The following is a 21,620-nucleotide window of genomic DNA, read 5'->3' on the forward strand; positions in this document are numbered from 1 at the left end:
GCTACGCGGTCTGCGAGGCGCTCTCCTCGAACTTGAGGGAGCGCCTGGCGAGCACCGCGGCGAGGAAGAAGCACACGGCGCCGATGAACGTTCCTGCGTTCACCCATCGCAGGTCGAAGAGCTGGTTCGTCGCAGGGATGACGTAGGCGCCGACCGCGGAGAACCCGAACGCGATCGACCCTGCCATGTTGAGCCAGGTGCCGTGCACGGTGCGGGCATCGTGATCCCACAGCTCGTGTCGACGATACGCGGCGACGAGTGCGACGGCGCTGGAGATGAGGAAGGCGGCGGAACCCCAGGCGTCAGGGGTCCATCCGGTCGATGGTGTGGAGGTGCTGCTGATGGCACCGATGAGCACCGATCCGGTGCTCACGTTGAAGAGCAGGGTGCCGGCGAATTGGATGGCCGCAGACCACCAATCCGCGAAGTCGGCGGGTGACGACGACCGCTTCGGCGGGCGTCTGCCGCTCAGCGCGAGCTGGATGAGTGCCGCCAGGGTGAAGAAGATCGAGCCGATGAAGAACGTCGCGGAATCCCAGACCACACCGACCGCGCTCGCGTACCAGGGAACGGAGCCGACGGCGAAGAACGCCGATCCGATCGCGAAGCCCCATGACTCGCGTCGCATTCTCGTGTCTCGAGTTCGGGGCGCCCGCACCCGCCGAGCATAGCGTGACATTGTGCCGCCTCGGGGTCGTGGAAACAGACGGATCGACCCGCCGCCCGGCGACGGACGGCGGGTCGATCCGTTGTCGATCAGTGGTGGAAGGAGCCGACCTCGTCCTCGGTCATCGCGACGGTGATGGGGTGCCGGTCGAAGTGCGCGATCGCCCCACGGTAGTCATCCATCAAGAGCGACGCGTCGTCCCTGCTGAACCCCGCACGAACGAGGATGCGCTGCACGGGGAGGTCGTCGCAGTGCGCAGGCAGCGTGTATGCGGGCACCTGCCAGCCTCGAGTCCGCAGCCGGTCGGCGAGGTCGAAAAGCGTGAAGGGATGCTCGACACCCTCCTTGAGCTTCCACGACACCGCGGGGATGCCGTTCTCCGGGCTGCCGTCGTTGATGATCTCGAAGTGCCCGAGCTTGCCGATCTCGTCGGCGAGGTACAGCGCCGTGTCGTAGCACGAGGTATGCACCTTGCGATAACCCTCGCGACCCAGGCGCAAGAAGTTGTAGTACTGCACGATGACCTGGCCGCCTGGGCGGGAGAAGTTCAGGGCGAGCGTCGGCATGTTGCCGCCGAGGTAGTTCACGTTGAAGATGAGCTCCTCCGGCAAGTCTGAGGCGTCCCTCCAGACGATCCAGCCGACGCCGAGGGGTGCGAGGCCGAACTTGTGACCCGACGCATTGATCGACTTGACCCGTGGCAGTCGGAAATCCCAGACGAGCTCCGGGGCGGTGAACGGCGCGAGGAAACCGCCGCTGGCACCGTCGACGTGGATCGGGATGTCGAGTCCGGTCTGCGCCTGCAGCGTATCGAGCGCCGCGCTCACCTCCTGCACCGGCTCGAAGCCGCCCGTGTAGGTCGAGCCGAGGGTCGGGACCACCCCGATGGTGTTCTCGTCGACGTACTTCAGCACCTCTTCCGGCGACATCAGCAGCCGGTCGCGCTCCATCGGGATCTCCCGGTGCTCGACGCCCCAGTACCGGGTGAACTTGTGCCAGCAGATCTGCACCGGTCCCGTCACGAGATTCGGCTTCTCGATCGACTTACCCGCCGCGCGGCGAGCGGCTCGCCACTTCCACAACAGCGCCATTCCGCCGAGCATCGCCGCCTCGCTCGAGCCGGTGGTGGACGTTCCGATCGTGTTCACCGCGTCGGGCGCATTCCACAGGTCGGCGAGGATGTGCACGCAGCGCTCCTCGATCGCCGCGGTCTGCGGGTACTCGTCCTTGTCGATCATGTTCTTGTCGAGCGTCTCCGACATGAGCGCTCGCACCTCGGGCTCGAGCCAGGTCTGGCAGAAGGTGGCGAGGTTCTGACGCGAGTTGCCGTCGAGCATCAGCTCGTCGGAGACGACCTGATAGGCATGCTGCGCGAGGTGCTCCTTTTCGGGCATGCGGTACTTCGGCATCGCGATGGAGAGGTCGCTCGAGGCGAAGACCTCGTCGAACAGCTCGTCCCTGATTGATTCCCGGTTGTGCAACATGTTCTGTTTCCTCACTCTGTCTGCCGCGGCGGACTGTCGAATGGTGAGCACGCCAATGACCGTGTCGGCGATGACACGAGATCGACTTAACTCGTCGCAACGGCAGGCAGACATCCCGCAAAAGGGGTGATCTGCGGGGAAGGCGATGTGCAGCGCGGCCCATAGCCTGAACAGGTGCGAATCGACCTGAAACGCTGGTTCTCCCCGAGGACGATGCTGCGGGACGCCGTCGCTGGACTCGTGCTCGGCATCGAGAGCGTTCCGGACGGCTTGGCGTCCGGTGTGCTCGCCGGGGTGAATCCGCTGGCCGGACTGTACGGCTACCTCTTCGGCATGGCGGGCGCCGCGCTGTTCACCGGCAGCTCCTTCATGGCGGTGCAGGCAACAGGCGCGATGTCGCTGATCGTCTCCGACGCGGGGCTCGAGACCCGGCAGGACCCCGACCGAGCGCTCTACACGCTCGCCATCATGACCGGGATCGTCATGATCGCCGCCGGCCTGCTGCAGGCGGGCAAGCTGATCCGATTCGTGCCGACGGCCGTCATGACGGGGTTCATCACGGCGGTCGGCGTGAACATCGTGCTCGGGCAGCTCGGCAACCTGACGGGCTATCAGGCGAAGGGCGCGAACCGCGTCGTCAAGACGATCGACCTGCTGCTGCACATCGGTGAATGGAGCCTCCCGGCGGTCATCGTCGGAGCGGTGACGATCCTCACCATCGTGTTGTTCATGCCGACGAGAGTCGGCAGCTTCGGGTTGGTGATCGCCGTGGTGCTCGGCTCCGTCGCGGCAGCCTTGCTCAACCTCTGGGTCGGCAGCCAGGTCTCGGTGCTCGACGACATCGTCTCCGTGCCGAACGGTCTGCCCGCGCCGGTGCTGCCCGACATCGGCGACGTGCCCTTCCTCGCACTGCCCGCCGTGTCGCTCGCCTTCGTCGGACTCGTTCAGGGCGCAGGCGTCTCAGCTGGCATCCCCTCTCCCGACGGGCGCCCGGCGGATGCCTCCCGCGATTTCATCGGCCAGGGCGCCGGCAACCTCGTCTCCGGCCTGTTCAGAGGGATGCCCGTAGGCGGCTCGATGTCGGCCTCCGGTCTGCTCACCGCGGCCGGTGCGAAGACCCGCATGTCGCTGATCTACGCGAGCGTCGTCATGGCGATCGTCATCCTGCTCGCCTCGTCTGCCGTCGGATACGTCGCGATGCCCGCCCTCGCCGGCCTGCTGATCGTCGTCGGCATCACGACGATCAAGCCCAGCCGGGTGTTCTCGGTCATCAAGAGCGGACCGTTGCAGACCACGATCATGGCTGTCACGTTCGTGCTGACCTTGATCATCCCTCTGCAGTTCGCCGTGCTCGTCGGAGTCGGCCTCGGCATCGTGCTCTACGTGGCGCAGCAGTCGAACAGGGTCAGGGTTCGGCGGGTCGAGGTCTCCGGTGAGGGACGTCTGCGCGAGACGGATCCCCCGAGCACGGTCGACTCCGGCGAGGTGTTGGTGCTGCAGCCGTACGGCAGCCTTTTCTTCGCGAGCGCACCGATTCTCGAGCAGCAGCTGCCGGCGGTGACCGCGGCCTCAGGACCGTGCGTCGTCATCGTGCGGCTACGTGGCACCGACGAGATCGGGCTCGCGCTCATCGAGGTGCTGCGGCGGCTGCACCGTTCCCTCGTCGACGCCGACTCGACCCTCAAGCTCGTGGTGAGCGAGAAGCGCGTCTGCGACCAGCTCATCACGAGCGGGCTGGCAGCCGAGATCGGCGAACAGAACCTCTACCGCGGCACGGAGTGGGTCGGCGAGACGCTGCGCACTGCCTATGCGGATGCCCGGCGGGAGCTCGGCACGACGAAGGCGTGACTGCGGACATCCGTCACTATGGGCAGATCCATAGCCTGTGCATATTCACAGGTCATACCGTGGCCCGATCATGCCTCCTCTTCACCCCGACGACCAAGAACCGAGCACCCGTGGGGTGCGCCGACGCGATCTGCTCTTCGCGGGAGGGGGTCTCGCGGTCGGCATCGCCGGAGCACTCGGCGGCGTCGGTGCCGCGAGGGCAGCCACCCGCGCGGCCGGTGCGACTCCTACCCCGACATCCACCGCCAGCGCCACGCCGACCTACACCCTTCAGCGGTTCTCCAGCACGATGGTCACCGCGCCGAAGCTCGATGTCTGGCAGAAGAGCGGAGCGGCGGTCTCCCCCGGATACCTGTTCGCGACGCCGCAGACCGATCAGTTCTACCCCGCGATCTACGACGCCGACGGCACGCTGATCTGGACCGACCCGAGCGGCACCGCGGGCACGGACTTCCGCGTTCAGCAGTACCGCGGCGAGCCCGTGCTCACCTTCTGGTCGGGCCGGTCGCTCGGCGGCAACGGGCAGGGGCACGGCGTCATCCTCGACACGGCGTACCGACCGGTCGGCCACGTCTTCGCGAGGGCGGGGCTGCAGTCCGATCTTCACGAGTTCGAGCTGACCGACGCCGGCACCGCACTGATCACCTCGTATCCCCCGCGTCAGGCGGACCTCAGCTCTCTCGGCGGACCGAAGGATGGCTGGATCTTCGACTGCCACGTGCAGGAGATCGACGTCGAGACCGACGAGCTGCTCATGAACTGGCGCGCGAGCGATCACATCTCGCTCGACGAGAGCTACGAGAAGGTCGGCTCCGACGGAACGTCCGCCGGAGCCGCCTACGACCCGTACCACTTCAACGCGATCTCGGCCGACACGGCCGACACCCTGCTGCTCTCCGCGCGCCACACTCACACGGTCTATTCGATCGATCGGGCATCGGGCGACATCCGCTGGCGTCTCGGTGGCAAGAAGAGCGACTTCGCTGTGGATGCCGACGCGAAGTTCGCCTGGCAGCATCACGCTCGCAGGCGCTCGGCGACCACGATCAGCATGTTCGACAACCACGTCGACACCTCGAACGGCACCTCGCGCGGCCTGCTGCTGACGGTCGACGAGGATGCCAAGACAGCGTCGGTCGCACAGCAGTACGCCTATAAGGACCACGTCGGCTTCGCGATGGGCTCGATGGAGCCGTCGACCGACGGAAACGTTCTGGTCGGCTGGGGCACGCAGCCCTTCGCCACCGAGTTCACCGCCGACGGCAGCGCCGTTTGGGAGGCGACGGGCCTCGGCAAGGCGTGCTACCGAGTGGCGAAGAGCGACTGGACGGGAACGCCTTAGGCCGATCCGGACATCGCAGTCGCCACCGCAGAGGGCGGCCGGCTCACGGTCGCGGCGAGCTGGAACGGCGCGACGGAGGTCGACTCGTGGCGGGTGCTCGCCGGCGCCTCGGAGCAAGATCTGGCTGTGGCCGCGACAGTGAAGAAGGACGGCTTCGAGACCACGGCGCAGATCCCGGGCGCCGCCCAGGTGCGGGTCGTCGCGCTCGACGCCTCTGGAGCAACGCTCGGTACCTCGCGGGTCGTCGCGACTGCGTGAGGGTGGGTCGCGCCACCTCACCCACGCCGGGGCTGCACTGTGCAGGCCGCCGCGGATAGCCTGATCTCGTGCCGTCCGACCCACAGGTGCCCATCGCCTCAGCAACTCCGCCCGAGAAGGGCACTGAGTGGCTCCTGCTCATCTACAAGATCCCGCCGGAGCCGACCCGCCTGCGTGCCGGGGCGTGGCGGCGGCTGAAGTCGCTGGGGGCCGTCTATCTGCAGAACTCCGTCGCCGCGTTCCCTCGCACTCCGGCATCCGAGAGGGCGCTGCGCAAGCTGCGTCACGACATCATCGAGATGTCGGGCACCGCGGTGCTCACGCAGACCACGGTGCTCGCCGGCGAGGAGACGATCCTCTCGCTCTTCCAAGCCGCCCGCAGCGACGAGTTCGACGAGATCGTCGACCGTTGCGAAGGGTTCCTGGAAGAGATCCAGAAGGAGTACGACAAGTCACACTTCAGCTACGCCGAGCTCGAAGAGAACGAGGTCGACTACACCAAGCTCGCGAACTGGTTCGCCAAGGTCTGCGAGCGCGATCACTTCGGTGCGGACGGCCGCACAGCCGCACAGGCTGCGCTCGAACGGTGCGAGCGAGCGCTCGAGGACTACGCCGCCCGCGTCTATGCCGAGGAGCCCGAGGGCCACTGAGCCCGAGGGCCACTGAGCCCCGGGTCGCGCCGTCAGTGCTGGGCGCGCCTGATGCTCCACGGCAGGATGACCAGCACCGCGGCCGACAGCGCAATCCACGACACCGCTGGCGCCACCAGCGAGAGCAGTGCGGTGATCACGATGCCGATCGCGACTGCCGTGGCGACGAACCAGTCATCCCCGATCAGGAAGTCGTACCAGAACCTGCCGAACGCGCGCGCCGCCGAGCCGAACGTCACACGCCGACGGGCGGGCTCTTCGGCGGGCGCCGAAGCCGGCTGAGACGACTGAACTCCACCGTCTGAGCTTCCGGCCCCGGTGGCGGTCGCGGTCGTGGCTGCGGCGACGGTGACGACCTGCTTCTGCTCCTGCGGCTCGGGCTTCGGCTTGCGCAGGATGGCGACGAGCACGAGGGCGTACACCGCAATGGCGGGCGCGATCACGAGAAGGGCGATGTCGGAACCCGGCCACTCGGTGCCAGCGCCTTCGGCAGCCCAGAACAGACCGAACGCGCTGAGCATGATGCCGACGATGAACTTGAGGGTGTTCTCGGGGATGCGCGACAGCGGTCCACGCACGATCAGGCCGAGGATGACCACCACGATGATCGCCGCGGCGGCGGCCAACGACGCGAGGCCGACCTGCCCGGCGTTCGCGCCGAAGGTGAGCACGATGAAGACGACCTCGAGCCCCTCGAGAACCACACCCTTGAACGACAGGGTGAAGCCGTACCAGTCGGTGACCAGGCCGCGGCGGGCAGGCGTTGTGCCATCCGCCGATCCGCCGTGGCCCTGCGCGGCGGCGACCTCACGGGCGAAGATGGCGGACTCGTCGTGCAGCGCCTTGCGGCCGGATGCGCGCAGCACGGCCTTGGTGATCCATTGCAGACCGAACACCAGCAGCAGGCCGCCGACGAGCACGCGCAGCGCCTGGATCGGGATCAGCTCGACGGCCGGGCCCGCGATCGCCACCGCGACGACGAGTACGCCGACGCCGGCCGCGACGCCCCAGAGCGCCGATCGCCAGTTCCTGGCCGTGCCTGCGGCGAGCACGATGGTCGTGGCCTCGACGGCCTCCACCAGACAGGCCAGGAAGGTGGCTATGAAGAGTGCACCGGCGTTCATCGAGCGAAAATCCTCCAGGTTGGTTATCTCAGTATTCTAACGGTCGTTATTCGACCTGCCCAGCCAGGGCGGTTCGGGGTGGTTCGACGCGCTGTTTCAGCGGTCGTCCTCGAGGGGGAATGCGAACGCACCTGCGGCATCGATCACGAGCGTGCAGCGCTCGCCTTTGGGCCAGGCCTTGCGATCGTGCACCGAGGTGAAACGGCCCAGCGGAGTATCGATCACATGGTCGTACGACGCACCGCGATAAGCGATGTCCACCACGGTCCCCGGAAGGCTGCTGCGTCGAACCTCGACGCGCTCATCCGAGGACTCGCCGTCGTGCGCCACACCTGCCGGGCGCAGCGACAACGCGGCCTGACGCACGTGAACGTCGACGGGCTCCATGTCGAGATCGCCGCCGATGGCCACGGCGGCGAGGCGATGACCATTCGAGCTGACGTCGACGTAGCCGTCCGTGTCGGCGACGACGGTCCCCGCCACGCGGCCGGACAGTCCGGTGAACCGGGCGACGAACGGCGTCGCCGGCCGGTGATAGATCTCCTCCGGGCTGCCGACCTGCACGACCCGTCCGCGATCGAGCACAGCGATCTCGTCCGCGAGCGCGAACGCCTCCGACTGGTCGTGCGTGATGTAGACGGCACTCGCGCCCGACTCCGCGACGAGCGTCGCGATCTCGACCCGCAGCTTCTCGCGCAGGTCGGCGTCGAGGTTCGACAGCGGCTCGTCGAAGACGACAAGCGAAGGATCGGCGACCAGTGCCCTAGCGAGCGCCACCCTTTGCTGCTGCCCGCCGGAGAGCTCGTTGGGGTAGCGGGAGCCCATGCCGTCCAGGCCGACGCGCACGAGCATCCGCTCGACCCGCGAGGCGGTCTCGGCGGCACCGAGCTTGCGACGTCGCAGGGCGAACGCGATGTTCTGCGCCGCCGTCAGGTGCGGCCACAGGGCGTAGTCCTGGAAGACCATGGCGAGGTCGCGTCGCTCGGGCGGCACCTGTTTTCCCTGGCCGCCGACGACCTTTCCGCCGATCTCGACGACGCCCTCGTCGATCTCCTCGACGCCCGCGATGATGCGCGCCAGGGTCGACTTGCCTGATCCCGATGGCCCGAGCAGCACCAGGAAGCGGCCGGGAGCGAGCTCCAGATGGATGTCCGACAGCACCTTCGTGCGCCCGAACGCCTTGCCTCCGCCCCGGATGCGCAGCGCGTACTGAGCACCGTCGGCACCGACATCCACCTGGGCTTCGGCGCTCACGTCGACGCTCCGATCGCGCGCCAGCCTGCAGGGGTAAGCAGTCGATAGGCGCCGTAGGCGACGCCCACCACGGCGAGCGCAGACAGGATGGCGAGCACTTCCATGGCCGTTCCTCCTCCGAAGTCGTATTTGCCGAGGGCTGTCGTGATGCCGACCGAGATCGGCTGCTGTCCGGGCGGGGCGAGCAGCTGCGAGACGGGCAGCTCGAGCAGGGTCGCCGAGTAGGTCAGCAGCCACGCGGTCAAGAGCGGCCGCGAGATGATGGGCAGCGTCACGGAGAGCCAGGTGCGGATGGCGCCACGGCCGTGCACACGCGAGGCGTGCGTCATCGACTCGTGCAGCTGGCTCGACGAGCCGACCAGCATGCGGGTGGTCGACGGCAGAGCGGTGGCGAGATACGCGAGCACGAGCAGCGCGGTCGTTCCGTAGATGCGGATGCCGACGGCGTTCACCTGCGGCAGGTTGAAGGTGAAGATGTACCCGGCCGCGAACACGATGCCCGGCAGAGCGACGGCGCCCAGCAGGATCATGTCCATCGCGCGTCCGGCCACCCCTGTTCCTTTCGTCGCGAGGATGCGCGCACACGCCACCGCGAGAACGACAGCGACCGTCGCGGTGATCGTCGCGAGCCCTGCCGAGTACAGCAGCGGGCCGCCGAGGTCAGGGCTGGTGAGCACCCGCTGGTAGTTGGAGAGATCCCACTGGTGGCTGCCGGCGAGGCTGCCGAGGCCGTCGATCAGCGAGGCGGAGATGGCGCCGAACACGGGAACACCGAGAGTCGTCAGGATGAGCAGTGCGAAGCACACCAGCCACACGACCTTCGCCTGCCAGGTCAGGGCCGTCACCCGTCCGGCGCGCGACCGCCCGCTGAGCACCCGGTAGCTTCGTCCGCGCAGCGCCCGGTTCTGCAGAACGAGTGCGACGACGACGAGCACGAGGAGCAACCAGCTGATGGCCGATGCCAGTGGGAAGTTCACCGGGAAGACTTCGACGGCGTTGTAGAGCGCGTAGGTCGCGACGGGGAATTGAGCGGCGTTCGCGAGGGTGGATGCCACGCCGAAGTCGCTCACGGACTCGGCGAACACGATGGCGAGCGCCGACCAGATCGCCGGCGAGATCAGTACGAGGGCCATCCGGATGCTCGTGCCTGCGCCTCCGCCGTGCACGCGGACGGCGTCCTCGTGCTCGCGCCCCAGGCCCCGCAGTGCGGCGGCCACCGCGAGGTACGCGAACGGTATGCCCTTCACCGTGAGCACCAGTGCGACGCCGACCGGGCTGTAGATCACGTCGCGCAGCGGAACGGGGTCGAGCCCCATCACCTGCATCACGCCGTTCGGCTCGACGAGCCTCTGCCAGCCCAGCGCGATCAGGTACGACGGGGTCAGGAAGAGGGCGAAGATCAGCCCGGTGGTGATCGTGCGCGCCGGCGCGTTCGTGCGCAGGAGCATCCATGCCAGGCCGAATCCCACGCCGGTGGCGGCGATCGCGGCGACCACTCCGATGATGAACGAGTTCAGGAAGCCCTGAAGGGTCGCGCCAGTGAGCGCCTGCTGGAACGAGGCGAAGCTGAACCAGTCGGTCCCCTGGTCGAGCAGAGCCGGGCTGATCGCGATGATCAGGAAGAGGCCGATGGGTATGACGAGGATGGCGATGAGAACGATCCAGAGCCCGACGATCGGCCGGATGCGTACGCGGCGCCACACGCTCGTGCGGTACGACTTCGCGGGGGCCTCTGCTCCGACATCCAGCGCACCCACGGCCCCGTGGCCCCCACCGACGACGGTGGGGGCCACGAGTGGCACGGTGGCTCGACTCACTTGATGCTCTGCTCGAACCAGCTCACGACGCTCGGCTCCTTGGCACCCCAGTAGGTCGGGTCGAGGCGCTGGTACGACGACGGGAAGGCCGGCAGCTGCGACAGCGCGGAGACACCGCTGACGATCGGCCAGTACAGCGAGTCGCCGCTGGTGTCGGCGCCCTGCATGACCTTCTGTCCGGCGGGCGACAGCGCGAAGTCGATGAACTTCTTGCCCTCTGCCTGTTGCGTCGCGTCGACGCCCTTGTCGATGCCGAGCACGCTCGGCAGCAGAGTCGACTTGGGCAGGTACACGATCTTCGGCTGGAATTGAGCCGTCGGCTTCACCTTGATGGTCTCGCCGACCGCGGCCGAGCTCTGGATGAGCCCGTAGTCGATCTGACCGGTCTCGAGCGCGTGCAGGGTGTCACCGTTGGTCGGGAAGACCTTCAGCCCGTTCGACTTGAGCGACTGGAAGTAGCTCTCGCCCTTGCTGATGCCGCTGCTGCTCTGACCACCGAGCTGGTTCATGACCCCGGCGATGAAGGGGTAGGTCGGGCCGGACTGCGCCGGGTCGTTCATGCCGACCTTGCCCGCGTAGGCGGAGCCGAGGAGGTCCTGGTAGCTGGTCGGCACGGCGCTGGTCTTGGCCGCGTTGTAGATGAGCGCCGCCATCACCGTCGTGCCCGTCGGGCTGTAGGCGTTGTCGGACGGCTGGATGGCCTTCCCTTCAGCCGTCAGCGTCACCGGGGACTTGTAGTGCAGCAGCTCGCCCTGCTGGTCGAGCGATGCGAAAGCCTGGTCGCCGTCGACCCAGAGCAGCGACCACTGCGGGTTGTTCTTCTCCGCTGCGATCTTCGTCAGCAGCGGGCCGGTGCTGTCGTCATCCACCTTGACCGGGATGCCGGTCTTCGCGGTGAAGGCCTTCGCCATGGCGGCGTCGTAGCCCTCCGCTGCGTACAGCACGAGCGGCTCCACCTTGGTGCTGGCGGCGGATGCCGTACCTGTCGACGACGATGCCGCCGCTGCCGTGCATCCGGTCAGCGCGACGGCCAGGGCTCCGACGACCCCGGCGGCCAGCAGACGCCTCGATGAGACCATGAGCTACTCCCGTTCCAGTTATTTTGCAGAACAAACGATCGTTAGAAATGATCAGCAACAGATGTGTCGTCGGTCTGCCGCGCACATGGCCGGGAGGTGAACGGAGGGTGGCCCGCCGCTGTCTGGGCGCCAAGGTCGAACCTTCTCGCTGGTGAGCATGCGAACCGGCGCTGGACAGCGGCTGAAGCCGCGGCGGTTTCGGGCGTCCGTCGCCATGAGGTTCCATTCAGGCGGCGGGGACCCGACACGGCGGATCGAGGACGCCCACATGCCGTGGCGTGCAACACTGGCAACTGCCGCACAGTCGCCATCGACCGAAGGATTCGCGATGACCGATCAGTTCCGCACCACCGACGCCTACCTGATCGCTCTCGCGCAGAACGCGTACCTGTGGGCGTGGCCGCTCATCAACATGCACAACCGCCAGAGCGTCATGCGACAGCTTCCGGAGCCCGGCATGCTGATGGGCATCGTGCCGGCTGCGCCGCTCGGCCGCGTCTGCATGCTGCACGATTACGTCGAACCTCAAGAGCGTCTTGTCGCCTGTCCGAACCAGGATGTCGCCTACGGGTTCGGCATGGTCGCCGCAGAGGTCGGTCCGTCGGTCATCCAGGTACCAGACTTCGGCGACCGGTTCTGGGTGTATCAGGCGGTCGATCAGCGCACCGACGGCTTCGTGCAGCTCGGCGCGATGTACGGAACCGAGCCGGGCCACTATCTGCTCGCCCCGACCGACTGGGACGGCGAGGTGCCGAACGGTATCGCCGGCGTGTTCCGGTTCGACACGGCCGTCGGCGTGGTCATCCCCCGTGTCTTCATGGACGACACCGTCGACGACCGCGCCGCCATCCAGTCCGTGCTCGGGCAGATCAGCATGTACCCGCTCGCGGAGTACGACGGCACGATGAAGAGCGTCGACTGGGCGAACGTTCCGAGCTTCGGCGGAGCTGCCGAAGCGGCACAGGGCGAGGCCGAGACGAAGTGGGTGGATCCGACGGACTTCGTAGACGCGCTCTCCGCAGTCCTCGACGAGGTTCCGGCGCGGCCAGGCGAGGAGGCGCTCTACGACTGGTTCCGGTCCCTCGTCACGACGGCGACCTCCGACCCGCACGCCCTCGAGGTCATCACGCGCGCCGCCGTGGACGCAGATGCCGGGCTCGTGCAGGAGCTGTTCGAGTTCCGCAACATCGGGCTCCCGGCGGCGTGCAACTGGTCGACCCAGCGCAACGGAGCCCGATTCGGCACCGACTACCTCTCACGTACGGCGATGGCGAAGGCGAACATCTTCGTCAACACTCCGAACGAAACCTGCTACTACTACCAGGACCTGGATGTCGAGGGAAGGCGTCTCGACGGGTCCCACCGCTACGCCGTGACCTTCCCGGCGGGTACTCTTCCCCCGGTCCGTGGGTTCTGGTCACTCACGCTCTACAACGAGCACCACTTCTTCAACGAGAACGAGCTGCATCGGTTCTCTCTCGGCACGAAGAACAAGAACCTGCACGTCGCCGCTGACGGGTCACTGACATTGACCGCAGGCGGCGTCGCGCCCACCGACCCCGAGGAGCTCGCGAACTGGCTTCCCGCCCCCGACGGACCCTTCTCGCTCTTCCTCCGCGCCTACTGGCCGGACGAGAGCATTCTCGACCAGTCGTGGCAGCCGCCGGCCGTCACCCTGCCGGAAACCTGAAGCCAGGCGTCAGGCGATCCAGGGGCGGGTGAATCCTGCGACGCGCTCGCCGTCGAGGTCAGCGAGGGAGACACCGACGAATGCGGATGCCCCCTCGGAGGTCTGCCAGCGGAAGCGGAAGTCGTCAGAGGTCGCGGCATCGGCGATCGCTGCGCCGGCGCTCTGCGGGGTCTGCGCGTTCGCGAACGCGCCCGCCGTGCGCGAGAAGTACGCGTCGAGCAGAGGCTGATAGGCACCGGCATCCACGGGAAGCTCCGCGTTCGCGACGAAGTCGCTCGACACGGCGGCGGGCTCGATGACACCGACGTGCACGCCGAACCGCTCTGCCACGACAGCGAGGGACTGCATGAATCCCTCCACCGCGAACTTCGCGCCGCAGTACGAGTCCGCGAACGGCTGACCGACCGTTCCGCCGACGCTCGTCACGGTGAGGATGTGCCCTGAGCCGCGCTCCCGCATGCCGGGCAGAACCAGCTTGGCGAGGTTGACCGGAGCGAGGTAGTTGACATCGAGCTGCGCCTGGATCTGCGCCATGCTGAGCTGCTCAGCCGTGCCGACCCCTCCCCTGCCCGCGTTGTTGACGAGCACGTCGACACGTCCGTGGTCTGCGATCACATCGTCGACGAGGCCGGCGGCTGCCGCGTGGTCGACCACGTCGAGGGTCCGGATGTCGACCCGCACTCCTGCGTCTGCTGCGGCATCGCGCAGACGGTCCGACCGCGTGACGTCACGCATCGTCGCGACCACCGTGAGCCCCTTGCGTGCGAGCTCGACGGCCGCGAACATCCCCATGCCCGACGACGTGCCGGTCACCACCGCGACATCTGCCATGCGCTCAGGCTAACGCCGCACGCGTGGGCACGGCACCTTCGATCTCCCTAAGGTGGGGTGATGCCCGACATCCTGGCGACCATCGCGACCGCGGTGGTGCTGTTCGTCGGCACGAACCTCGACGATCTGATCCTGCTGACGCTCTTCCGGGCCACAGCACGCGCGGGCGGACGTCCCCGACCCTGGCAGATCTGGGCCGGCCAGTACGTCGGCGTGGCGATCCTCGTCGTGATCTCCTTGCTCGCCGCCGCCGGGCTCGGCTTCGTCACGACGCGTTGGATCGGCGTTCTCGGGCTGATCCCGCTCGGCATCGGCGTGTGGCGCCTCGTCACGGCCATCCGAGATCATCGCTCCCCCGAGCCGGTGACTGCACCGGTGGTACGCGGTCTCCCGGGCGTCGTCGCCGTGACCATCGCGAACGGCGCGGACAACGTGGCCGCCTACACCCCGGCTTTCCGGACGATGTCTCCGTCGGAACTCGCCATCACCCTGTCGGTCTTCGCCGTCGCGGTCGCGGCCTGGTGCCTGCTCGGCGGCCTGCTGACCGCCCACCCCCGCACGGTCGCGATCGTGCAGCGGTGGGGGCACTGGGTCATCCCCGTGGTCTTCATCCTCATCGGGTTCGCGATCATGGTGAGAACCGGCCTGATCGGATGACGCGGCCGGTGACGGCGTGCCCACTGCGACTACCACTCCTCGTGGTACAAGATGACGTCGACATGACCGAGGACTCCGCCGCGACGCTCGACACCGATGCCGTGCGCACCTGGCCGCGCCGATTGCTCGCCTGGATCCGCGACGCACCGGTGCTGCGCGCCCGCATGGTCGACGCTAACGACGGCATCGTGGCGACCTCCGGGCTGCTCGAGGGCTTCGCCGGCGCAGGCGCCACGCAGCACACGCTCGTGCTTGCAGCATCCGTCACCACTCTCGCCGGAGCGCTGGGTCTCGGCGGAGCGAAATGGGCGGAAGCGGCCGCTGAACGGGATGCCCAACTCGCCTTGGCCGCTGAGGAAGCCGGCCAACTGGCGGCGAACCCCGAGGACGAGATCGCTGAGCTCGCGGACTACTGGGTGGGCAAGGGTCTCACTCCGGAGGTCGCGTCGGTTGTCGCCGAGCAGCTCAGCGCGAAGGATGCCCTCGCCGCCCAACTCGAATACGAGCACGGGATCGTCGGGTTGCCCCACCGCGGCCAGCCGGCCCTCGAAGGGCTCGGCGCCGCCGCCGCGTTCGCTGTCGGCGCGCTGATTCCCCTTCTCATCACGCTACTGGTCCCTGTCAGCATCGACGGCTGGGTCGTTCTGATCGCGGTCGCCGTCTCGCTCACGATCACGTCGTACATCACCTCGCTCGGAGGCCACATCCGCTTGGCACGGGTCCTGGCTCGAGCGATGACCGTTGGCCTCGGCACCGCCCTCCTCAGCTACCTGCTCGGACTCCTGTTGCTCTGACCTCTACCTGCCATATCCCTGCTCCTGCTCCGCGTGCTCCCGGGCGTGCCGACGGAGGATCTCCCGCCGCTCCGCTCCGTAGGTTCCGATCCAGACCGCTGTGGCGACGACCGTCAGCACGAGGAGAACGATCGTCACTTCTGGCATGAAACCGATAGTCAGTGCCAGGACGAAGATGGACGCGACAGTCAGCACGGCAAACACGATCGCACAGACCGCAGACACCACCCGCGCCCGCCAGATCCCCTTCGAGTGCGGGCGCCTTCGACCGATGCGGCCGCCCGATCCTATGCCTCGATCGCGCTGGGCGCGAGACTCGTCGAGCACGCCGCCCAGCTCCCCGGCGTTGAGATATCCGAGCTGCACGGCGGTCTCGTACCGCGCCTTCTCCAGCGGATCGGGCTTTCCGTCCGGAATCTCGCTCATGATCGCATCGTAGGCCTGCCGCTCTGGCTCGACGGTGGGCCGGACCCCTCCTCGTTTCTACACCGGAGCCTGTCGGCGGAGGGATGCCAGGTTCGGGCTGTCGGGATCCAGAGCGTCGGCCACGGCCATCGCAGACACCAGCGCCGTCTCCTGCAGATCGGTGAGCTGCGTGAAGTGCCCGGCGAAGTGAAGCCCGTTCCAGCCCTGCCACCGCTCGAGCTCTCGCGCTGCGCTGACTGCGGCCGGGGTGAGGAGCAGATGGTGAAAGGTGCGCTCGGTGAGCACCTCCCGTGGCTGCACCGCGCGATGAGTCGCCCAGCTCTTGAAAAGCCGCAGAGGGTGGTCCGTCGCCGGATCAGTGCGATAGGCGCCGAGCCAGAACGTCGCCTCGCAGGAGTCATCGCCGACCGCGGCGTTGTGCATGCACCAGTCGCGCGGGTCGGCGGGCATGCATGCCGGATCCCGATGGATCGCCAACCTGGCCGGGTAGTAGTCGAACGCACCCAGGGTGTCGCGCAGTCCGTAGGGCAGGCCGGTCAGCACGTCGAGGGCCGCGTACGGCGGTGCCGTCACGACGAGCTTCTCGTAGGGCCCCGACCGCCCATCGGCCGTGTCGACGAACCATGATTCTCCGATCCGCTCCGCGCGCCGCGCAGGCGATCCGGCGTGGACGGTGAGGTCGGCGCTCCGCGAGGCGAGCAGCTCAACGATCCCGCCGAGCCCGATGCCTGACCCGTAGGTTTTCGGCGTGCTGAACACGTTCGACGGGAACGCAGGGGCGAACAGCACAAGGAATGCGAGCATCGACTGCGACCTCAGCGTCTCGACGCGGGACGACGTGAGTGACGCCAGCCATGGCAGCAGCACATCACGCTCGAAGCGGCGATCGAAGGTGTGTCGTTCGAACCACTCCCCGAGCGTGATCTCAGCTGACGGGTCCGAGTCGATGAACCGGCGGGCGGCTCGCGTGAATCGCAGCAGGCTCAGCGCGTGCCGCGGGGTACGCATCGGGTGCCGCGACACGAAGCGCGAACGCCGCGTCGCCTCGTCGAAGACCGACAACGTCCCGGGCAGTTCGATGACCGTCGTGTCTGCCCCGACCTCTTTCAGGAGCGACCAGTACCAGGGATGCGTCGCCGGATTGAAGGTCTCGGCTCCGAGGTCGACGGGCACGCCGTCGACGACCACTGTCGCGGCGTTCCCGCCGAGTCGTGGCTGTTCCTCGAAGAGGTCGACAGACCAGCCGGAACCGCAGAAGTATGCGGTCGAGACCCCGGCCATGCCGCCGCCGATGATCGCCATGCGTCCACGCGCAGCCGGTTCCACGCGAGGATGCTAGCACCGCTCAGATGGACTCGTACGCGTCAACCGGTCCGCCCCGTCAGTCCGTCGCTGCACGTGGTCGGGCGGTCTTGATCGCGACCACGGGAATCAATGCCACCGCGAGCACCGCGCCACCCAGCGCGAGCACGTCGTAGCCACCGGCCGCCATCACGACGCCCGACATAGCGCCGCCGCCGGCCCCGGCAAGCGCGATGAGCACGTCGACGCTCCCCTGCGTCCGAGCGCGGATGTCCGGCGAGGTGGCGTCGATGATCATCGCGGTGCCGGCGATGATCCCGAAGTTCCACCCCAGCCCGAGCAGCGTCAGCGCCCCGATGGCGGCGACCAGCGAATCACCGGCGGTCGCGGCCGTGACGCCCGCGAGGAGAAGCGCGACGCCGGACGCGATCGCCATCGTCGTGCGTCCGACGCGGTCGACCAAGATCCCCGTCACCAGGGAAGGAAGGTACATCGCCGCGATGTGGATGCCGATCACCACCCCGACGGCGCCGAGACCGTGGTGGTCCATCTCCATGTGCACCGGGGTCATCGTCATGATGCCCGTCATCACGATCTGGGCGACCACCATCACGGTCGCCCCGATCACGACGCCTCGGGTGGGACGTCGCTTACGGGAGGGCTGCGCCGTCCCGGCCGGTATCGTCCCGCCGGGCGCAACGTCACCTGACGCCGCGTCAGGCCGGAACAGCCGCTCCGAGAGCAGTAGCGGGTCCGGTCTGAGCAGCACCAGCAGCGCCGTCCCGGCGGCGAGATATGCGGCTGCGGCGAGGATGAACGGGCCCGCGAGCGCCGGGATGCCCCAGGCCGCCGCGACCCCGCCCATCGGCGTGACCAGGTTCGGTCCGAGCACGGCGCCCGCGGTCGTCGCGACCATCCCGATGCTCGCCGCAGTCGCCCGGCGGGCAGGAAGCGCCAGGTCTGTTCCGGCGTAACGAGCCTGCAGGTTCGTCGCCGTGCCCGCCCCGTAGATGAACAGCGCGAGGAACAGCAGCCAGGGCGAGTCGATGCCTGCGGCCACCACAACGCCGATCGCGCCGATCCCGCCCGCGATGAAGCCCCCGCCGAGACCGGGCCTCCTACCGAAGCGCTGGCTGATCCTTCCCACCAGGAACGCGGTGAGCGCCGAGCCCAGAGTGAGCGTCGCGGCGGGCAGGCCAGCGAACTGGTCGCCGCCCAGCATCTGCTGCGCGAGAAGCGCACCGACCGTCACTCCAGCTGCAAGGCCGGCTCCTCCGAGCATCTGAGTGATGGCGACCGCCAGAAGCGTTCGCCGCTGCACGGATGCGCGCAGTCGCTCACGAACGATCGGATCAGTCGGCAGCGAGGTGTGGAGTGGTGTCACGGACGGCCCTTTCTTCATTCAGGCCAGTGTGCTGTCATTGGTCAATGCCGTTCAACCATGACAACATGATCGGCGTCCGCCTTGCCGAGGACCTCGTCAACCTCGAGTGGGAGGGCCGGTGGGACGCGGCCTCGGTGTTCCCCGTGCTGCGCGGCGCATTCGTCACCATGACGGACATCCGTCAACTCGACGAGGACGCGATGCGTCGCCTGCGCGCGTGGGCGGGGCACCTGCGTCGCCCGTTCGCCGCCGACGGACCCCACGAGAGAGCGGACCGCATCAACGAGCTGCTCTCGGAGGGTGTGCGGATCATCCGGCTCGCGACCCACGATGGCCTGCCCCCGCACTTGCACTTCGCGGATGCCGAGTCCGAGCTCGTTCAACGAATCAAGGCGCTGACCGCCGGAGGCCTCGCGATCTTCGCGGTGGAGGCCGAAGCAGAACGAATGGGCGTTTGCGCACGGCCGGGATGCGAGCGGGTGTTCGCCGACACCAGCAAGAACGGCCGTCGCGCCTACTGCACCTCGGTATGCGGCAACACGCACGCCGTACTGCGCTACCGCGAACGAAAGGCTGCCATTTCGCGCTAATCGCGCCCCTCACCGGACACGACGACCCGAGCCCTGACTCGATGCGCTGACGTGCCTCGAATGAGGGACTTTGTCCCTCGTACGATGGCGCGCTTCTTGCTCGTCATGTGATGTATGCCCCACGGTTCACCCCCCGTTCTAGGGTCGAGTTCGCTCGTGACCAACCACTAGAAAGGGTCCCCCCCAATGAGCCATGTGGATGACAATCCGCCCGCGACGCCCGGCGGACACAGCCGACGAGGGTTCCTCCTCACCGGCGCTCTGGCCGCAGCCGGCGCGGCGGCGGCCAGCGTTGCCAGCGTCACCCTCGACGCCACCTCGGCCGTGGCGGCAGAGACCAACAACGCCGGCGGGATCGGCAGATGGAACCCTGACATCACATCGCTGCAGTTCACGCTCGCCGTCATGCCTGACACCCAGTTCCTGTACTGGGGGAGCCAGAGCAGCATCAATCGTGAGCCGCAGGAGGCGTCGTTCCGCTACATCATCAACAACAGCGGCACCCCCGACAACAACATCGTCTTCATGGCGCACCTTGGTGACCTGACCGAAGATGCCGATGCCACTTCATTCACCGAGGTCGACAAGGCCTTCCAGATTCTGGACACGCACGGTGTGGGCTACAGCGTGTTGGCGGGCAACCACGATGTGACCGGCGACGACAGCCGTGGAACCACTCCGTACCTTCGGACGATGGGCCCGCAGCGTTTCGCCCACTCGAAGACCTTCGCCGGTGCTGACTCGACCGGCTACAACACCGCGCACATCTTCCAGGCGGCGGGCCGATCCTGGCTGCTGCTGGCGCTCGACTGGCGCACCACGGACCAGGGATACGCCTGGGCGAACCAGATCATCAAGGCCAATCCGAAGATGCCGGTGATCGTCACCTCGCACGACATCGTCGCCTCCCCGTATGACGACAACGTGTTCCCGTACCAGTCGGGGGATCCGGAGAACAATGCCGTGTTCGAGGCCAACGGGCAGGCGATGTGGGACAAGCTGATCGACGACAACGATCAGGTGTTCCTGGCGCTCTGCGGCCACTACTGGCCTCCGGGGCGAACCACCATGAAGAACGCGGCCGGCAACGACGTGTACCTGCACATGACCAACTACCAGAACATCTTCTTCGGTGGTGGCGCCATGATCCGCCTGTACCACTTCGACCTGGCGCGCAACATGATCGACGTCGAGACGCTGAACCCCTGGATCCTCGGGCAGGACCCGGAGTCGCGCAGCCCGATCGCCGCCGAGCACTCTCGCGTCACCGGCCCAGTCGACGACTTCTCGGTTCCGATCGACTTCGAGCAGCGTTTCGCGAGCTTCGCTCCCTCCGTGCCGCGGCCCGCACGCCCGGCCTCGAGCGAGCTCATCGACGGCACGCTGGCGTACTGGCGCTTCGATGGCCAGGGCGCTCCGGGTACCGTGCTCGCGGCCGGCGCCAGGGTCGCGGACCAGTCCAGGAACGGCAACGATCTCACAGTCGTGACGGTTCCCGGTACAGCCGCCAACGCGCTCTCCTGGTCGGCCGACCACCACCCCGATCAGCCGGGACATGCCAGCCTGCAGTTCCTCGGCGGCCGCAATCCGGTCCACGGGGCGTACCTGACGACGGCGGATAAGGCCCCGCTGAACGCGGAGAAGTTCACGAACGGCTACACGATCGAGACCTTCGTGATGATGCCGCTCGACTGGGACGCGGGCAACAACGGCTGGGCGGCCATGCTCACCCGCCGCGGCTCAGCTCAGGCTGCCGGCAAGCACGGCGAGAACACCGACCCGAACGAGCCCGTCGTCGCGTTCGCGATCTCGAACAACGGCCGCGAGCCGCAGTTCAACCACTACCCGCTGAACGACACCTACCCGACCACCAACTGGGGCCAGGGTCTCGTCGAACTCCGCTGGTGGCATCTCGCCGTGGTCAACGACGGCCGCTACACCAAGCTCTACGTCGACAGCTCACCGGTCGTGGACGACCCGAGTCGCATCTCCAGGGGTCTCACCACCCTCGGACTGCCTTGGCTCCTCGGCGGCCACGAATACGCCGGTGCCATCGACATCGTCTTCCACGGAAGCATCGGAGACACCCGCATCGTGAACCGTCCGCTCGGTATCAACGAGTTCCTCACCGCAAAGTAGGGAAACGCAGTCGCCGACCGTCTCCCGGCCATGGCCATGGCGTCAGAACCGGGAGACGGTCGCTGAGCGTCGCCCCGCGCGCGGTAAAATCCCTGGTCAGAGGTACTTCAATCCGCCCGATCGCCTGTCCGACAGATCGTCTTCTTGGTGGAGCTACGGGGATTCGAACCCCGGACCTTCTCATTGCGAACGAGACGCGCTACCAACTGCGCCATAGCCCCAAGTGCGTATGAGACTTTAGCACGTCGCCTGCCCCCGGCCGGAATCGGCGCCTCGTGCGGAGG

General features: G+C 67.5%; 19 protein-coding genes and 1 tRNA gene. 9 read left to right on the plus strand and 11 right to left on the minus strand.

Going from position 1 to position 21,620, the window contains the following annotated elements:
- Nucleotide 1: 1 nt before the first annotated feature.
- Nucleotides 2-628 carry a hypothetical protein gene (locus tag ACYVDN_RS08545; protein ID WP_460570376.1) on the minus strand — a complete coding sequence of 209 codons (627 nt, stop codon included), beginning with the start codon at nucleotides 626-628 and terminating at the stop codon, nucleotides 2-4.
- Nucleotides 629-756: 128 nt separating this feature from the next.
- Nucleotides 757-2,151 carry a glutamate decarboxylase gene (locus ACYVDN_RS08550; RefSeq protein WP_460570378.1) on the minus strand — a complete coding sequence of 465 codons (1,395 nt, stop codon included), beginning with the start codon at nucleotides 2,149-2,151 and terminating at the stop codon, nucleotides 757-759.
- Nucleotides 2,152-2,325: 174 nt separating this feature from the next.
- On the opposite strand from ACYVDN_RS08550, the gene ACYVDN_RS08555 reads away from it, so the two are divergent.
- The 4 genes from ACYVDN_RS08555 to ACYVDN_RS08570 all read left to right on the plus strand — a co-directional run bounded on the left by ACYVDN_RS08555 (nucleotide 2,326) and on the right by ACYVDN_RS08570 (nucleotide 6,249).
- Nucleotides 2,326-3,999 carry a SulP family inorganic anion transporter gene (locus tag ACYVDN_RS08555; RefSeq protein WP_460570380.1) on the plus strand — a complete coding sequence of 558 codons (1,674 nt, stop codon included), beginning with the start codon at nucleotides 2,326-2,328 and terminating at the stop codon, nucleotides 3,997-3,999.
- 70 nt (nucleotides 4,000-4,069) lie between these two features.
- Nucleotides 4,070-5,341 carry an arylsulfotransferase family protein gene (locus ACYVDN_RS08560; protein ID WP_460570382.1) on the plus strand — a complete coding sequence of 424 codons (1,272 nt, stop codon included), beginning with the start codon at nucleotides 4,070-4,072 and terminating at the stop codon, nucleotides 5,339-5,341.
- Between the two features lie 126 nt (nucleotides 5,342-5,467).
- Nucleotides 5,468-5,599 carry a hypothetical protein gene (locus ACYVDN_RS08565; protein ID WP_460570384.1) on the plus strand — a complete coding sequence of 44 codons (132 nt, stop codon included), beginning with the start codon at nucleotides 5,468-5,470 and terminating at the stop codon, nucleotides 5,597-5,599.
- Nucleotides 5,600-5,667: 68 nt separating this feature from the next.
- Nucleotides 5,668-6,249: a Chromate resistance protein ChrB gene (locus tag ACYVDN_RS08570; RefSeq protein WP_460570386.1), complete on the plus strand. Its 582-nt coding sequence runs from the start codon at nucleotides 5,668-5,670 to the stop codon at nucleotides 6,247-6,249.
- Nucleotides 6,250-6,281: 32 nt separating this feature from the next.
- Here the strand turns inward: ACYVDN_RS08570 and ACYVDN_RS08575 are convergent, their stop codons facing one another.
- The 4 genes from ACYVDN_RS08575 to ACYVDN_RS08590 form a co-directional block, all read right to left on the minus strand.
- Entirely contained in the window at nucleotides 6,282-7,373 is a 1,092-nt protein-coding gene (locus ACYVDN_RS08575) for a COG4280 domain-containing protein (RefSeq protein WP_460570388.1), read from the minus strand.
- A 96-nt stretch (nucleotides 7,374-7,469) separates the two neighbouring features.
- Nucleotides 7,470-8,627, minus strand: coding sequence for an ABC transporter ATP-binding protein (locus ACYVDN_RS08580; RefSeq protein WP_460570390.1), 1,158 nt, complete (start codon nucleotides 8,625-8,627; stop codon nucleotides 7,470-7,472).
- A complete protein-coding gene (locus ACYVDN_RS08585) occupies nucleotides 8,624-10,420 on the minus strand; it encodes an ABC transporter permease (protein WP_460570393.1) in 1,797 nt (598 codons plus the stop codon). Before ACYVDN_RS08585 ends, ACYVDN_RS08580 begins: the two co-directional genes overlap by 4 nt.
- A 20-nt stretch (nucleotides 10,421-10,440) precedes the next feature.
- On the minus strand, nucleotides 10,441-11,523 hold the full coding sequence (locus ACYVDN_RS08590) for an ABC transporter substrate-binding protein (RefSeq protein WP_460570396.1): 1,083 nt from the start codon (nucleotides 11,521-11,523) through the stop codon (nucleotides 10,441-10,443).
- Between the two features lie 328 nt (nucleotides 11,524-11,851).
- On the opposite strand from ACYVDN_RS08590, the gene ACYVDN_RS08595 reads away from it, so the two are divergent.
- Nucleotides 11,852-13,213 (plus strand): DUF1254 domain-containing protein, encoded by a 1,362-nt coding sequence (locus tag ACYVDN_RS08595; protein WP_460570398.1) that lies wholly within the window; start codon nucleotides 11,852-11,854, stop codon nucleotides 13,211-13,213.
- 9 nt (nucleotides 13,214-13,222) lie between these two features.
- Here ACYVDN_RS08595 and ACYVDN_RS08600 read toward each other — a convergent pair whose 3' ends face one another.
- Nucleotides 13,223-14,044, minus strand: a complete 822-nt coding sequence (locus ACYVDN_RS08600; RefSeq protein ID WP_460570400.1) for a Rossmann-fold NAD(P)-binding domain-containing protein — start codon at nucleotides 14,042-14,044, stop codon at nucleotides 13,223-13,225.
- 60 nt (nucleotides 14,045-14,104) lie between these two features.
- Between ACYVDN_RS08600 and ACYVDN_RS08605 the strand changes: the two genes are divergently transcribed.
- Nucleotides 14,105-14,701, plus strand: a complete 597-nt coding sequence (locus ACYVDN_RS08605) for a cadmium resistance transporter (RefSeq protein ID WP_460570402.1) — start codon at nucleotides 14,105-14,107, stop codon at nucleotides 14,699-14,701.
- 62 nt (nucleotides 14,702-14,763) lie between these two features.
- A complete protein-coding gene (locus tag ACYVDN_RS08610) occupies nucleotides 14,764-15,495 on the plus strand; it encodes a VIT1/CCC1 transporter family protein (protein WP_460570404.1) in 732 nt (243 codons plus the stop codon).
- A 3-nt stretch (nucleotides 15,496-15,498) separates the two neighbouring features.
- On the opposite strand, the gene ACYVDN_RS08615 is transcribed toward ACYVDN_RS08610, so the two are convergent.
- The 3 genes from ACYVDN_RS08615 to ACYVDN_RS08625 are packed head-to-tail and all read right to left on the minus strand — an operon-like array spanning nucleotide 15,499 to nucleotide 18,625.
- Nucleotides 15,499-15,921, minus strand: a complete 423-nt coding sequence (locus tag ACYVDN_RS08615; protein WP_460570406.1) for a hypothetical protein — start codon at nucleotides 15,919-15,921, stop codon at nucleotides 15,499-15,501.
- A 57-nt stretch (nucleotides 15,922-15,978) separates the two neighbouring features.
- On the minus strand, nucleotides 15,979-17,247 hold the full coding sequence (locus tag ACYVDN_RS08620; protein ID WP_460570408.1) for an NAD(P)/FAD-dependent oxidoreductase: 1,269 nt from the start codon (nucleotides 17,245-17,247) through the stop codon (nucleotides 15,979-15,981).
- Between the two features lie 55 nt (nucleotides 17,248-17,302).
- Complete coding sequence (locus ACYVDN_RS08625) at nucleotides 17,303-18,625, minus strand: MFS transporter (RefSeq protein WP_460570410.1); 1,323 nt, start codon at nucleotides 18,623-18,625, stop codon at nucleotides 17,303-17,305.
- A gap of 26 nt (nucleotides 18,626-18,651) precedes the next feature.
- On the opposite strand from ACYVDN_RS08625, the gene ACYVDN_RS08630 reads away from it, so the two are divergent.
- Nucleotides 18,652-19,197: a CGNR zinc finger domain-containing protein gene (locus ACYVDN_RS08630; protein WP_460570412.1), complete on the plus strand. Its 546-nt coding sequence runs from the start codon at nucleotides 18,652-18,654 to the stop codon at nucleotides 19,195-19,197.
- 186 nt (nucleotides 19,198-19,383) lie between these two features.
- Entirely contained in the window at nucleotides 19,384-21,336 is a 1,953-nt protein-coding gene (locus ACYVDN_RS08635; protein WP_460570414.1) for a metallophosphoesterase family protein, read from the plus strand.
- A gap of 145 nt (nucleotides 21,337-21,481) precedes the next feature.
- Here ACYVDN_RS08635 and ACYVDN_RS08640 read toward each other — a convergent pair.
- Nucleotides 21,482-21,557: transfer RNA gene (locus ACYVDN_RS08640), tRNA-Ala, on the minus strand.
- Between the last annotated feature and the right edge of the window lie 63 nt (nucleotides 21,558-21,620).

This window comes from Humibacter soli (assembly GCF_054779035.1).

Excerpts from the sequence above, each read along its gene's own strand:
- ACYVDN_RS08545 (WP_460570376.1), bottom strand. The coding sequence starts at position 628 with ATGCGACGCGAGTCATGGGGCTTCGCGATCGGATCGGCGTTCTTCGCC.
- ACYVDN_RS08550 (WP_460570378.1), bottom strand. The coding sequence starts at position 2,151 with ATGTTGCACAACCGGGAATCAATCAGGGACGAGCTGTTCGACGAGGTC.
- ACYVDN_RS08560 (WP_460570382.1), top strand. The coding sequence starts at position 4,070 with ATGCCTCCTCTTCACCCCGACGACCAAGAACCGAGCACCCGTGGGGTG.
- ACYVDN_RS08575 (WP_460570388.1), bottom strand. The coding sequence starts at position 7,373 with ATGAACGCCGGTGCACTCTTCATAGCCACCTTCCTGGCCTGTCTGGTG.
- ACYVDN_RS08590 (WP_460570396.1), bottom strand. The coding sequence starts at position 11,523 with ATGGTCTCATCGAGGCGTCTGCTGGCCGCCGGGGTCGTCGGAGCCCTG.
- ACYVDN_RS08595 (WP_460570398.1), top strand. The coding sequence starts at position 11,852 with ATGACCGATCAGTTCCGCACCACCGACGCCTACCTGATCGCTCTCGCG.
- ACYVDN_RS08600 (WP_460570400.1), bottom strand. The coding sequence starts at position 14,044 with ATGGCAGATGTCGCGGTGGTGACCGGCACGTCGTCGGGCATGGGGATG.
- ACYVDN_RS08605 (WP_460570402.1), top strand. The coding sequence starts at position 14,105 with ATGCCCGACATCCTGGCGACCATCGCGACCGCGGTGGTGCTGTTCGTC.
- ACYVDN_RS08610 (WP_460570404.1), top strand. The coding sequence starts at position 14,764 with ATGACCGAGGACTCCGCCGCGACGCTCGACACCGATGCCGTGCGCACC.
- ACYVDN_RS08615 (WP_460570406.1), bottom strand. The coding sequence starts at position 15,921 with ATGAGCGAGATTCCGGACGGAAAGCCCGATCCGCTGGAGAAGGCGCGG.
- ACYVDN_RS08625 (WP_460570410.1), bottom strand. The coding sequence starts at position 18,625 with ATGAAGAAAGGGCCGTCCGTGACACCACTCCACACCTCGCTGCCGACT.
- ACYVDN_RS08630 (WP_460570412.1), top strand. The coding sequence starts at position 18,652 with ATGCCGTTCAACCATGACAACATGATCGGCGTCCGCCTTGCCGAGGAC.
- ACYVDN_RS08635 (WP_460570414.1), top strand. The coding sequence starts at position 19,384 with ATGAGCCATGTGGATGACAATCCGCCCGCGACGCCCGGCGGACACAGC.